Genomic DNA, 12378 nt, shown 5'->3' with positions numbered 1-12378 from the left:
TTACCGAATCGACCGGGAAGTCGCGTTCGGAAAACCGAACGAGCAACAGCCCCTCACCCTAGCCCTCTCCCGGAGGGAGAGGGGACTGACCGCCGCGACTGGAAGAGATGCACCGACGTGAGATACCGAGTCGAACGCAAATTGGGCACCCCACAGAGATCGGCTCCCTTTTCCCCTCTATCCCTTGGGGGGAGGGCTGGGGTGAGCGATTGGGCGAGATGCACCGACTTGAGATACCGAGTCGAACGCAGATTGGGCACCGCACAGAGATCGGCTCCCTTCCCCCTCTACCCCTTGGGGGAGAGGGTTGGGGTGAGGGGGAAAAATTCAACTGACCCAATCAGATATTGAAGAATCCACACAACAAAAAGCCCCTGAACCTTGCGATTCAGGGGCTTTCGTTTAAGCAATGTTCAAATCACGCCGCTTCGATCTTGCTACGGTTCTGTTCGACCTGACCCAGATATGCGGCCAACTTATCTTGCTCTGCCGGCGTGGTGAACAACCCCAGCTTGCTACGGCGCCACAGAATATCGTGCGCCGTGGTCGCCCACTCTTCGCTGCACAGGTAATCGACTTCACGGGTATAGAGCCCGCCGCCAACGTGTTCGCCCATGTCGGCGAGGGTCTCGACACCTTCGAGCATGCGCCAGGTGCGGCTGCCGTACGTGGTAGACCAGCGACGGGCAATCTCGGTTGGCACGAAGTCGAACTTGTCGCGGATCAGCGCGCTCAAGGCCTGCGGTGTGGTCATGTCTTCGCCGCCCGGCAGGGTCGCCGTCGCGGTCCAGCTCGGGCGCATCTGGGTGAAGAACGGCATCAACTGCGCCATCGCCGACTCGGCGAGTTTGCGGTAGGTGGTCAACTTGCCGCCGAACACTGACAGCAGCGGCGCTTCTTCCGTACTGCCCGACAGCGCCAGGGTGTAATCGCGGGTGACAGCCGACGGGTTGTCGGATTCGTCGTTGCACAGTGGACGCACACCCGAGTAGCTGTGCTGAATGTCGTCGCGGCTGATCTGTTTCTTGAAGTGGGCGTTGACCACTTTCAGCAGGTAATCGGTTTCGCCGTCGGTGATTGCCACTTTCGCCGGATCACCAGTGTATTCACGGTCGGTGGTGCCGATCAGGGTGAAGTGGTTCAGGTACGGAATAGTGAAAACGATGCGCTGATCTTCATTTTGCAGAATGTGCGCGTGATCACCTTCGTACAGTTTCGGCACGATGATGTGGCTGCCCTGAATCAGACGGATGCCGTACGGCGATTCCATCTTCAGGTCATCACGGATGAAATTGGCGACCCATGGGCCGGCAGCATTCACCAACGCTTTGGCAGTGATCGAAAACAGGCTGCCGTCGGCACGTTCCAGGTTCAGGTGCCACAGACCTTTGGCGCGACGGGCGCTGACGCAACGGGTTTGGGTGTGCACGTGGGCGCCTTTTTCGCGGGCGGCCATGGCGTTCAATACCACCAGGCGGGCGTCGTCGACCCAGCAGTCGGAGTATTCGAAGCCTTTCTTGATTTCGCTTTTCAGTGCGCTGTCGGCGCCAAACTTGAGGCTTTTCGAACCTGGCAGTTTTTCGCGCTTGCCGAGGTTGTCATAGAGGAACAGGCCGGCACGAATCATCCACGCCGGACGCAGATGCGGACGGTGCGGCAGCACGAAACGCATTGGCTTTACGATGTGCGGCGCCTTGGCCAGCAGCACTTCGCGCTCGGCCAGCGCTTCACGTACCAGACGGAATTCGTAATGTTCGAGGTAGCGCAGGCCACCGTGGATCAGCTTGCTGCTGGCCGACGAGGTGTGGCTGGCCAGATCGTCCTTTTCGCAAAGGAACACCGAAAGACCGCGACCGGCGGCATCCGCTGCGATCCCGACACCATTGATCCCGCCACCGATCACGGCGATATCGTAGATCTCGGAGAGTGGGGGCGTACGCAAGGTAGAGGTGGACATCGGCTGGCCTCGGGCTCTTTTGATTTTCTATATTGGAAATCGAACATTAATGTTCATTTGCGAAAATGGTAGCCCATAAAGACGCGCACAGCCAGTCACGTTCGATTGAAAAAACTCATCGAAGATCAAAAAAAGGAAAATTTTCGAACATGGGATGCGCTTAATGGCGCGAGAGGTGTGTTGTTTGAGTGATCGCTTTCGCGAGCAGGCTCGCCCCCACAGTTTGAAATGCATTCCAGTGTGGGAGCGAGCCTGCTCGCGAAGGCGTCGGTACAGCCAATGAAGATAAGAAGGGTTAAACGACTTCGAGGCGAATCTTGTGCTGGCTCAACAATTGCGCCAGCGCCGGCACCGGCTGCTGATCGGTCACCAGGCAATCAATCAGACTGATCGGCCCAAGTCGAATCATCGCATTACGTCCGAACTTGCTCGAGTCCGCCGCCAGAATCACCTGCCGTGCATTGGCAATGATCGCTTGGGAAACCCGTACTTCCTGATAATCGAAGTCGAGCAGACTGCCGTCTTCATCAATCCCGCTAATCCCGACCAGCGCGAAATCAACCTTGAACTGATTAATGAAATCCACGCTCGCCTGACCGACCACGCCACCATCGCGGCGCACATTGCCGCCGGTCAACAGCACGTCGAAATCATCCTTGGCGCTAAGCATCGACGCCACGTGCAGGTTGTTGGTGATGATCTTCAGGTGATTGTGATTGAGCAGGGCGCGGGCAATCGATTCGGTGGTGGTGCCGATGTTGATGAACAACGAGGCGTGGTCGGGGATCTGCGCGGCGATGGCTTCACCGATGCGTTGTTTTTCATCGCGCATCTGATCGGCGCGCATCGCATAAGCGGTGTTTTCGACGCTGGAGTCGTAGGCCGCGCCGCCATGGTAGCGACGCAGTAAATTGGCTTCCGCGAGCTGATTGATGTCGCGGCGGATGGTTTGCGGGGTAACAACGAACAGCGTGGCCATTTCCTCGATGCTCACATAGCCGCGTTCGCGGACCAGCTCGAGGATTTGCTGCTGACGGGGAGGCAGATTCATGGGGCTTCCTTTGGGCTGCCGTGCAAAATTTGCCCATGATGCCGCAGGAATCCGCTCCCGACCAGTTAGTTGCCTATCAGTCTCTGAAGGTTGGCTTATTCAGCGTCTTCACGCGCCCAGTCACGGGTACGGCTGACGGCTTTTTTCCAGCCTTTGTACAGTTTCTCTTTCTCGACTTCGTCCAGGCTCGGCTCGAACTCGCGCTCGATCACTGCCTTGCCGCGCAGTTCTTCCAGGCTGCCCCAGAAGCCGCACGCCAGACCGGCCAGATAGGCCGCACCCAGTGCTGTGGTTTCGCGCATTTGCGGGCGCTCGACCTGGGTGCCGAGGATGTCGGCCTGGAACTGCATGAGGAAGTTGTTCGCTACCGCGCCGCCGTCCACGCGCAGGGCTTTGAGGCGTTCGCCGGAGTCCTGTTGCATGGCGTCGAGGACGTCACGAGTCTGGTAGGCGATCGATTCCAGCGCGGCGCGGATGATGTGATCAACGCGCACGCCGCGAGTCAGGCCGAACAGCGCGCCACGGGCATACGGGTCCCAGTAGGGAGCGCCCAGACCGGTGAAGGCCGGCACCAGGTACACGCCATTGCTGTCCTTGACCTTGCTGGCGAAGTATTCGGTGTCGTGAGCGTCGTTGATGATCTTCAGTTCATCGCGCAGCCACTGCACGGTCGAACCGCCGTTGAATACCGCGCCTTCCAGTGCATAAGCCACTTCGCCACGCGGGCCGCAAGCGATGGTTGTGAGCATGCCGTGCTGGGATTTCACCGCTTTGTCGCCGGTGTTCATCAGCAGGAAGCAACCGGTGCCGTAGGTGTTTTTCGCCTGACCCGGCTCGACGCACATCTGGCCGAACAGTGCCGCTTGCTGGTCGCCAGCGATACCGCCGATGGCGATGCCGCTCTTGGTGCGACCATAGATTTCCGAGGAGGCTTTGACTTCCGGAAGCATCTCGCGCGGGATATCGAGGATCTCCAGCATCTTCGAATCCCACTCCAGCGAGTGAATGTTGAAGAGCATGGTGCGCGAGGCGTTGGTGTAGTCGGTGACGTGAACTTTGCCGCCGGTGAATTTCCAGATCAGCCAGCTATCAACGGTGCCGAACAGCAGTTCGCCGTTGCGCGCACGTTCGCGGCTGCCTTCGACGTTGTCGAGGATCCACTTGAGTTTGGTGCCGGAGAAGTACGGGTCGGTGACCAGGCCGGTGGTGTCTCGGATGTAGTCTTCGTGGCCGTCGCGCTTGAGCTGCTGGCAGATCTCGGTGCTGCGGCGGCACTGCCAGACGATCGCGTTGTAGACAGGGCGGCCGGTGGTCTTGTCCCAGACTACGGTGGTTTCACGCTGGTTGGTGATGCCGATGGCAGCGACCTGATCATGATGCAGACCCGCCTGGGCCAGCGCCTCAACCATCACGGCGCTCTGGGTGGCGAAGATTTCCATCGGGTCATGTTCGACCCAACCGGCTTGCGGATAGTGCTGGGCGAATTCGCGCTGCGCGGTGCAGACCACGTTCGCATCGCGGTCAAAAATGATCGCGCGTGAGCTGGTCGTACCCTGATCGAGGGCAATGATGTAGTTCTTATTCTGAATGTCGGTCATGTCGATTGCCTTGGACGAAATAAGGGAGAGTGGGCCGTGGCGCAGGCTCGGATTGGCAGAAACCCGCGCCGGCTGTTTCAAGAAGTTCTTGGTTTGCCGTCAATGGCCGGTTCTGCATCCTTTGTAGCAGGTGTGGCGCCGGTCAGGTGACGGGCGATGAGCCCGCGATACCCGGCAGCGCCGAGGCAGGCACCGACAATCGGTGCAAAAATCGGAATCAGGAAGTACGGAATATCACGGCCGCCGGTGAAGGAAATTTCACCCCAGCCAGTAAAGAAAGTCATCAGTTTCGGACCGAAATCACGTGCCGGGTTCATCGCAAAACCGGTCAGAGGGCCCATCGAACTGCCAATCACCGCGATCAGCAAACCAATCAGCAGTGGTGCCATCGGGCCTTTCGGCAAGCCGTTGTTGTCGTCGGTCAGGGCCATGATCACGCCCATCAGGATGGCGGTGATGATCATCTCGACCAGGAACGCCTGAGCGGTGGACAGCACCGGATTCGGGAAAGTGGAGAACACCGACGCTAACTCAAGGCTGGCGGCCGAGCCACGCACCATTTGGTGAGTTTGTTCGTAATCGAAGAACAGATTGCTGTACAGCGTGTAAACCAACAGCGCACCGCAGAAGGCGCCAGCCACCTGCGAAAGAATGTAGAAGGGCAGTTTGCGCTTTTCGAAGTCGGCGAAGATTGTCAGCGCGATGCTCACGGCCGGGTTCAGATGCGCGCCGGAAACGCCTGCGGTGAGGTAGATCGCCATGCTCACGCCGACGCCCCAGATGATGCTGATTTCCCAAAGGCCGAAGCTGGCACCCGCGACTTTGAGCGCGGCGACACAGCCGGTACCAAAAAAGATCAGGAGTGCAGTACCCAGAAACTCGGCCATGCATTGGCCCGAGAGCGATGGTTGCTGTAAAGCAGTTGTCATTGAAAACCTCGTTTTTTGTTGTTGTCTGGCGCGATGCCGTCAGGGCAGGGCGCGATTTTCCCCGGGGCAGGATCCCCATCCTGTTCCCGGTTTACTGCTGGGTGCTGCAATGATGATAATTTTTACATTATTCAGATTCGAAAAAATATAGACAAGAAACAAACCTGTCAAAGGTCGAAAGTGAACCATCGGTCACAATAAAACTATTGGCGCTGTGAATGATCCTCGACGAGGGCCGATTATCGATCTTCTGAAAAGGCTGCAGGCCGCGGGAAACGCGGCGCTGGACTAGAGCCTTTTGTTATCTGATCGCCTAGAATCCGGCGCAGGATTTTTCTGCCACTGCCGAGCCTGGAGCTGCCATGACCCCTGCGTTGGACTTGTTGAAAAAAGTTCGTGCCGAACATCGCGTGCACAGTTACGAACATGACCCGAAGGCCGCGTCCTACGGGCTGGAGGCCGCGGAAAAACTCGCGCTGGAGCCTGCGCAGGTGTTTAAGACGCTGCTCGCGGCCAGTGAGAAAGGCGAATTGCTGGTGGCAGTGGTGCCGGTCGTCGGAAGTCTCGACCTCAAAGGTCTGGCTCACGCGGCAGGGGTGAAAAAAGTCGAGATGGCGGACCCGGCGGCGGCCCAGCGCTCCACCGGTTATTTGTTGGGGGGCATCAGTCCGCTGGGTCAGAAGAAACGTCTGCGTACCTTCATTGATAATTCCGCTCAGGCCTTTGCGACTATTTATGTCAGCGCCGGTCGACGTGGCCTGGAAGTCGAATTGGCTCCTGCTGTGCTGGCCGAGCATACCCAGGCCGAATTCGCCGACATTGGTCGCGCATGAGAATAACCTCGGCTGTATGAAGAAAATTGGCGGGTTCTGTCACTGGCGTTGATCCGAGCAGCGCTGCATGCTCTGCCGACTGACTGAGGGAGTAAGTTATGCAGCTTGATTTTCATCAGGTCGACGCATTCAGTGATCGGCCATTCAGCGGCAATCCGGCGATGGTGTATCGGCTCGACGCGTGGCTCGCGGACGAGTTGATGCAGAAGATCGCCGCCGAACACAATCTGGCGGAAACTGCCTTTTTGGTGCGGGAAGGTTCGGCCTGGCATATCCGCTGGTTCACGCCGACCACCGAAGTGCCGTTGTGCGGTCACGCGACGCTGGCCAGCGCTTATGTGCTGTTCGAGATCTACAAGGAAACGGCCGAGCGTCTGGACTTCACCTGCAAGTCCGGGCCGCTGAGTGTGAGCCGTGGGGATGGCCGCTTGTGGCTGGACTTCCCGTCAATCGTGCCCTCGGAGATTGGCGTGACGTTGGATGTCGAGCGGGCGCTGGGCGTCGAAGCCGTGGATGTGCTCGGGTCCAACGAATTGTTTGTGGTGCTGGAGTCGGAGCAGGCTGTGCTCGATTGCCAACCAGACATGGTTGCATTGGCCAAACTGCCTTGGCTCGGCGCTATCGTCACGGCGCGCGGCAATCAGCATGATTTTGTCTCGCGCTATTTCGCGCCGGCAATTGGCATCAATGAAGACCCGGTGACTGGTTCGACCCATTGCAGCTTGATTCCGTATTGGTCGAAACGTCTGGGCAAGTCGAGCCTGACCGCGTGCCAGCGTTCGGCGCGGGGCGGGGAGTTGTTTTGTCGGCTGGAAGGCGAGCGGGTGAAGATCGGCGGCAATGCGACGCTCGTTGCGAGCGGCACATTGTTTTTGAGCTGACCCAAAAACACCTGTGGGAGCGAGCCTGCTCGCGAATTCGGTCAGTCAAATCATCTGTGACTGATACATCGCATTCGCGAGCAGGCTCGCTCCCACAGTTCTGATCCGGGACGGATCAGAGTGCAGTGCTGTAGCGGCGGACGCCGTTTTCCACTGCCGGAATTTGTGCTGCGGTGCTGCCCGAGGCCTGGAACAACACGAGATGTTCGGCCGCGACACGAATCCCCACCTCTGCACCCACCTGATGGTCAGCATGGCTCGGGAAAATCGACTCCAGCTGCGCGCCGGTAGGCAAGTGCAGGCGATACAACGTCGAAGCCCCAAGGAAAGTTTTGCCGACAATTCGCGCCTTCAACCCACTGTCCGGCGCATAAACAATGTCATCCGGGCGCAGCAAAACATCCACCGCCCCGCCAATCGGCCACGTATAGGCCCGGTTGCCGCGCAGTTCACCCAGTTCGGTCTGCACCGATTCCGGGCTGCCGAGTTGGCCACGAATGAAGTAACCCTGACCGATAAAACTCGCTACATAAGGCGTTGCTGGCTCGTGATACAGGTTGTACGGCGTGTCCCACTGCTCCAGTCGACCTTCCTTGAAGACGCCGACATGATCGCTCACGGCAAAGGCTTCTTCCTGATCGTGGGTCACCAGAATCGCACTGGTGCCACGGGCCTTGAGGATGTCGCGCACCTCATGGCTGAGCTTGCGGCGCAATTCACCATCGAGGTTGGAGAAAGGCTCATCCAGCAACAGCAATTGCGGCTCGGGTGCCAGAGCGCGGGCGAGGGCGACGCGTTGCTGTTGGCCGCCGGACAACTCGTGGGGGAAGCGCTTGCCGAGGTTTTTCAGGTTGACCAGTTCGAGCAACTCTTCGGTAACGCGCTCCTTGTTCGGGTGCTTGCGGATGCCGAATGCAATGTTGTCCGCGACGCTGAGGTGCGGGAACAGCGCGTAATCCTGAAACACCATGCCGATCCGGCGCTTCTCCGGTGCGAGGGTGAAACCGGCGCTGGAAATGGTTTCGCCGCCCAACGTGATTTCACCTTCGTGCACCGGCTCGAAACCGGCAATGGCGCGCAACGTCGTGGTTTTGCCGCAGCCGGACGAGCCGAGCAGGCAGCCGATGTCACCGGCGTTGAGGTGCAGATTGAGGTTCTGCACCACACGTTGATCTTGATAGCCGCAAGCGAGGTTGCGCAGGTTCAGCAGTAATTCATGGCTCATGCGTGGTGATATGCCGGTTCGACGAGGAACTCGAGCAGGGCCTTCTGTGCGTGGAGACGGTTTTCTGCCTGATCCCAGGCGACGGAGCGCGGGTCATCAAGCAGGTCGAGGCTGATTTCTTCGCCACGGTGCGCGGGCAGGCAGTGCATGAACAGCACGTCCTCGGCAGCGAGGTCGAGCAGGGCGCGATTGACCTGGAACGGCGCGAACAGCTTGAGGCGCTTGGCAGTTTCCTCTTCCTGGCCCATCGAAGTCCAGACATCGGTGCTGACCAGATGCGCGCCACGCACGGCGTCCTGCGGATCGCGGACGATGGTCACGCGGTCGCCGGCCCTGGCGACGAATTCAGGGTTGGGCTCGTAGCCTTCAGGGCAGGCGATGCGCAACTGGAAGTCGAACTGGATCGCCGCTTCTATATAGCTGTTGCACATGTTGTTGCCGTCGCCGATCCAGGCCACGGTTTTGCCCTGGATCGAGCCACGGTGCTCGAGGAATGTCTGCATGTCGGCCAGCAACTGGCACGGGTGCAGGTCATCGGACAGGCCGTTGATCACTGGCACGCGCGAGTTGGCGGCGAATTCGGTCAGGGTGCTGTGGGCAAAGGTACGGATCATCACTGCGTCGAGCATGCTCGACATGACGATGGCGCAGTCGCCGATCGGCTCGCCACGGCCCAGTTGGGTGTCGCGCGGCGAAAGGAAGATCGCCTGGCCGCCGAGCTGGATCATGCCCGCTTCAAACGAGATCCGCGTGCGGGTCGAGGATTTCTCGAAAATCATCCCCAGCACGCGGTTTTTCAGAGGCTCGAACAGTACGCCGCGGTTACGCAGGTCCTTGAGCTCAACGCCTCGACGGATCACGCTGACCAGCTCTTCGGGCGTGCAATCCATCAGGGAGAGAAAGTGCCTTGCGCTCATCATTGACTACCTTTTGCTACAAACCGCAGATGCTCAAAGCCTTGTTTAACGGAACAACGGGCGAGACCTGCGGCGTAAGCCGCACGGGGCGACGAAATAGGGGAAGGCGCGATATTGACACTAAATGTCGCGTTTTTCCAATAGGCTACGGTTTTTGCGGGATTCGGAGGGCGGACATGATGTTGCAGTCACGCATTTGAAGCCAAGTTCAGGACAGCAGCGAGCCTCTTTGTACACTGGCCTCGCAGGGCTTGGCAATGCGGTGTGGCGGGGATCGGGTCGCTTGAGTCGGTTTACGACCGTGGCGCCATGCCATCACTTGGTCGGATGCTCAGTCTGAAACATTTGCTAAAGCAAAGTGCTGAGTTATAAATAAGTTTCGAGCGACGCAGGAAGCCCACCGCATGGAATCGAAAGAAAAACTGTTAATGGAATTGCTGGGCCACACGGCTCGCTCACTGACCCATCTGACCGCTTCAGTCACTTCAATGTCTTTTGAACTGTTGCGCAGCGAAGACGAAGTGGTCAAATCCGCCGGGCGCCACATGATCGATCGCATGGCGACCATCAGCGCCGGACTCGACGAACACTGGCGATTGATCGGCGAACTCACCGGCGTACACGTTGCTCACGAGCAGATCGAAACCATTCAGGAAATCCAGCTGGCAGCGCCCCCTCAGTTGCCCTCAAGCTGATTGCGGCGGTCTATCGGCTCACCTGATAGTCATCGATTCACAAGACGAACGTCGCTGGCGTCGTGTCGGCACTCGGGCCATAGTTTTGTTCCCGCGGGCGTGATTGCCCGTCCAGAACAAGACAGAGACTGGCCATGACCAAGACTCTCCATCACCGTGCCTGCCACCTGTGCGAAGCCATTTGCGGGCTGACCATCGAAACCACTGAAACCGACGGCAATGTCGCGATCACTTCGATCAAGGGTGATGCGCTCGACACTTTCAGTCGTGGCCACATCTGCCCCAAGGCCGTAGCGCTTCAAGATATCCAGAATGACCCGGATCGCCTGCGCCAGCCGATGCGCCGCGTTGGCAGCGAATGGCTGCCGATCGCGTGGGACGATGCGTTTGCGCTGGTGGCGGAGAAATTGGCGGCGATTCAGGAGCGGCATGGACAGAACGCCGTGGCGGTCTATCAAGGCAACCCGAGCGTGCATAACTACGGGCTGATGACCCACAGCAATTATTTCCTCGGCTTGCTGAAGACGCGCAATCGCTTTTCGGCGACCTCGGTCGATCAGTTACCGCATCACTTGAGCAGTTACCTGATGTACGGCCATGGCCTGCTGCTGCCGATTCCGGACATCGACCACACCGATTTCATGCTGATCCTCGGCGGTAATCCGCTGGCATCCAACGGCAGCATCATGACCGTGCCTGACGTTGAGAAGCGCCTGAAAGCCATTCAGGCTCGGGGCGGCAAAGTCGTGGTGGTCGATCCACGGCGCAGCGAAACGGCGGCGATGGCCGATCAGCACCTGTTTGTGCGCCCCGGTGGCGATGCGGCGTTATTGTTTGGGCTGCTCAACACGCTGTTTAGCGAAGGCCTGACGCGCGACAGTCACCTGCCGGTCGAGGGCCTGGACGAAGTGCGTGCAGCAGTGGCGACGTTTACTGCCGAGGCGATGAGCCCGTTGTGTGCCGTTCCCGCTGAACAGATTCGTCAGTTGGCCCGCGACTTTGCCGCGGCGCCGAATGCGGTTTGTTACGGGCGCATGGGCGTGTCGACGCAGGCATTCGGCACGCTGTGCCATTGGGTTGTGCAGTTGATCAATCTGGTTACCGGGAACCTCGATCGTGTGGGTGGGGCACTGTGCACGGAGCCGGCGGTGGATCTGGTGGCTTCAACGTCGGGCGGGCATTTCAACAAATGGCAAAGTCGGGTTTCCGGGCGTCCCGAGTACGGCGGCGAGTTGCCGGTCTCGGCGCTGGCCGAAGAGATGCTCACTGAAGGCGAAGGGCAGATCCGCGCGCTGATCACCGTGGCCGGCAACCCGGTGTTGTCGACCCCGAACGGGCGACAACTGGAGCAGGCGCTGGATGGCCTGGAGTTCATGCTCAGTATTGACCTGTATATCAACGAAACCACGCGTTATGCCGACCTGATTCTGCCGTCGACCTCGGCGCTGGAGAACGATCACTACGACACCACGTTCAACTTGTTTGCGGTGCGCAACGTTACCCGCTTCAATCGAGCGATCCTCGCCAAGCCCGAAGGTGCGTTGCATGACTGGGAGATCTTTGTTGGCCTCGCCAAGGCGTTCGCCGAGAAGACCGACAAGGAACTGAAACCGACCATGCCGCCGGCCAAGATGATCGACATGGGCCTGCGCATGGGGCTGTACGGTGACGGCTCGGAGCAAAAGCTCTCGCTGGCGACCCTGTTTGATCATCCCCATGGGATTGACCTCGGTGCATTGAAGCCGAACCTGGCGGCGCGCCTCAAAACCCCTGATCAGCGTGTCCAGGCTGCGCCGCCGGAGATCCTCGCTGACCTTGCACGTTTCGCCGCATTGCAGGCGCCCGCCGCCGATGAACTGTTGATGATCGGTCGCCGGCATGTGCGCAGCAACAATTCGTGGATGCACAACTATCATCGTCTGGTGAAGGGCAAGCCGCGTCATCAGTTGCTGATGCACCCGGATGACCTCGCCAGTCGTGGGCTCAGTGATGGGCAGTGGGTGCGGGTCAGTTCGCGGGTCGGCCAGATCGAGGTGGAAGTGCTTGGCAGCCTGGACATGATGAAAGGCGTGGTCAGCCTGCCGCACGGCTGGGGCCATGCGCGTCCGGGTGTGAGGATGGCGATTGCCAGCGGCCAGCCGGGGTCGAGTGCCAATGACCTGACTGATGAATGCCAGCTCGACGAGTTGTCGGGCAACGCGGCGTTGAATGGCGTGCCGGTGACCGTGGCGGCGGCTTGAGGATGTCTGTCGGGGAGACCGAGCAGCGCGCTCGGGATTCCGTTACAATGCG

10 protein-coding genes are annotated in these 12378 nt (G+C 59.2%); 4 read left to right on the top strand and 6 right to left on the bottom strand.

Going from position 1 to position 12378, the window contains the following annotated elements; translation table 11 throughout:
- Nucleotides 1–418: 418 nt before the first annotated feature.
- The 4 genes from glpD to JFT81_RS17810 all read right to left on the bottom strand — a co-directional run bounded on the left by glpD (nucleotide 419) and on the right by JFT81_RS17810 (nucleotide 5535).
- The gene (glpD, locus tag JFT81_RS17825) at nucleotides 419–1957 is read right to left on the bottom strand and encodes a glycerol-3-phosphate dehydrogenase (protein WP_201228344.1); all 1539 of its coding nucleotides are present in this window, start codon (nucleotides 1955–1957) and stop codon (nucleotides 419–421) included.
- A gap of 295 nt (nucleotides 1958–2252) precedes the next feature.
- Nucleotides 2253–3008: a DeoR/GlpR family transcriptional regulator gene (locus JFT81_RS17820; protein ID WP_007916700.1), complete on the bottom strand. Its 756-nt coding sequence runs from the start codon at nucleotides 3006–3008 to the stop codon at nucleotides 2253–2255.
- Nucleotides 3009–3103: 95 nt separating this feature from the next.
- Nucleotides 3104–4606 (bottom strand): glycerol kinase GlpK, encoded by a 1503-nt coding sequence (glpK, locus tag JFT81_RS17815; protein WP_201146917.1) that lies wholly within the window; start codon nucleotides 4604–4606, stop codon nucleotides 3104–3106.
- A gap of 77 nt (nucleotides 4607–4683) precedes the next feature.
- Nucleotides 4684–5535 carry an MIP/aquaporin family protein gene (locus tag JFT81_RS17810; RefSeq protein WP_201228343.1) on the bottom strand — a complete coding sequence of 284 codons (852 nt, stop codon included), beginning with the start codon at nucleotides 5533–5535 and terminating at the stop codon, nucleotides 4684–4686.
- Between the two features lie 362 nt (nucleotides 5536–5897).
- Between JFT81_RS17810 and ybaK the strand changes: the two genes are divergently transcribed.
- Together ybaK and JFT81_RS17800 are read left to right on the top strand one after the other, a co-directional pair.
- The gene (gene ybaK, locus JFT81_RS17805; RefSeq protein ID WP_201228342.1) at nucleotides 5898–6368 is read left to right on the top strand and encodes a Cys-tRNA(Pro) deacylase; all 471 of its coding nucleotides are present in this window, start codon (nucleotides 5898–5900) and stop codon (nucleotides 6366–6368) included.
- 98 nt (nucleotides 6369–6466) lie between these two features.
- A complete protein-coding gene (locus tag JFT81_RS17800) occupies nucleotides 6467–7249 on the top strand; it encodes a PhzF family phenazine biosynthesis protein (RefSeq protein ID WP_201228341.1) in 783 nt (260 codons plus the stop codon).
- Nucleotides 7250–7364: 115 nt separating this feature from the next.
- Here the strand turns inward: JFT81_RS17800 and JFT81_RS17795 are convergent, their stop codons facing one another.
- Both JFT81_RS17795 and argF read right to left on the bottom strand, forming a co-directional pair.
- On the bottom strand, nucleotides 7365–8474 hold the full coding sequence (locus JFT81_RS17795; protein ID WP_201228340.1) for an ABC transporter ATP-binding protein: 1110 nt from the start codon (nucleotides 8472–8474) through the stop codon (nucleotides 7365–7367).
- Complete coding sequence (argF, locus tag JFT81_RS17790; RefSeq protein WP_201228339.1) at nucleotides 8471–9391, bottom strand: ornithine carbamoyltransferase; 921 nt, start codon at nucleotides 9389–9391, stop codon at nucleotides 8471–8473. The genes JFT81_RS17795 and argF overlap by 4 nt, the downstream gene beginning before the upstream one ends.
- Before the next feature lie 404 nt (nucleotides 9392–9795).
- Here argF and JFT81_RS17785 point away from each other — a divergent pair, with 404 nt between their 5' ends.
- Together JFT81_RS17785 and JFT81_RS17780 are read left to right on the top strand one after the other, a co-directional pair.
- On the top strand, nucleotides 9796–10086 hold the full coding sequence (locus tag JFT81_RS17785) for a hypothetical protein (protein ID WP_007916677.1): 291 nt from the start codon (nucleotides 9796–9798) through the stop codon (nucleotides 10084–10086).
- Between the two features lie 134 nt (nucleotides 10087–10220).
- Nucleotides 10221–12326: a molybdopterin oxidoreductase family protein gene (locus JFT81_RS17780; RefSeq protein ID WP_201228338.1), complete on the top strand. Its 2106-nt coding sequence runs from the start codon at nucleotides 10221–10223 to the stop codon at nucleotides 12324–12326.
- Nucleotides 12327–12378: the final 52 nt, after the last annotated feature.

The sequence above is a fragment of the Pseudomonas sp. TH43 genome (genome assembly GCF_016650635.1).
Lineage (GTDB): Bacteria > Pseudomonadota > Gammaproteobacteria > Pseudomonadales > Pseudomonadaceae > Aquipseudomonas.
The sequence above is the reverse complement of the archived record's forward strand: the minus strand, read 5'-3'. Positions and strand labels throughout refer to the sequence as shown.